Consider the following 410-nt stretch of genomic DNA (forward strand, 5'->3'; position numbering starts at 1 on the left):
GCACATCTCGGCGCTGCTCAATGGCGAACGGCTGATCCCGCCGCCGCCCTTGCCGCCCGAGGTGTTCACCACGCGTGAAGTCGAGCAGATCCGCCCGGCCATCCGCGATGCGAGCCGCGACTGGAACCTGCTCGATGCGGATTTCCGTCAGCGTCTGCTGCTGGTCTACAAGATCATGCGCGACGAACACGGTTACGAAATGGCGCTGCTCGAAGGCTACCGAAGCCCCGAGCGGCAAGTGAAGCTGGCGGCGATGGGCAGCAATGTCACGCAGGCCACGGCGTTCCAGAGCTATCACCAGTACGGCTTGGCGGCGGATAACGCGTTCTTCCGCGACGGCAAGCTGGTCATCAGCGAGAAAGACCCGTGGGCGATGCGCGGCTACGAACTGTACGGGCAGACGGCTGAGT

At 64.1% G+C, this 410-nt stretch carries 1 protein-coding gene; it reads left to right on the top strand.

The features are described 5' to 3' along the window. On the top strand, window positions 1-410 hold a 410-nt coding region (locus tag D7V77_RS42805), incomplete at both ends, for a M15 family metallopeptidase (protein WP_147452399.1).

The organism is Corallococcus sp. CA041A (assembly GCF_003612075.1).
In the GTDB taxonomy this organism is placed as follows: Bacteria; Myxococcota; Myxococcia; order Myxococcales; family Myxococcaceae; genus Corallococcus; species Corallococcus exiguus.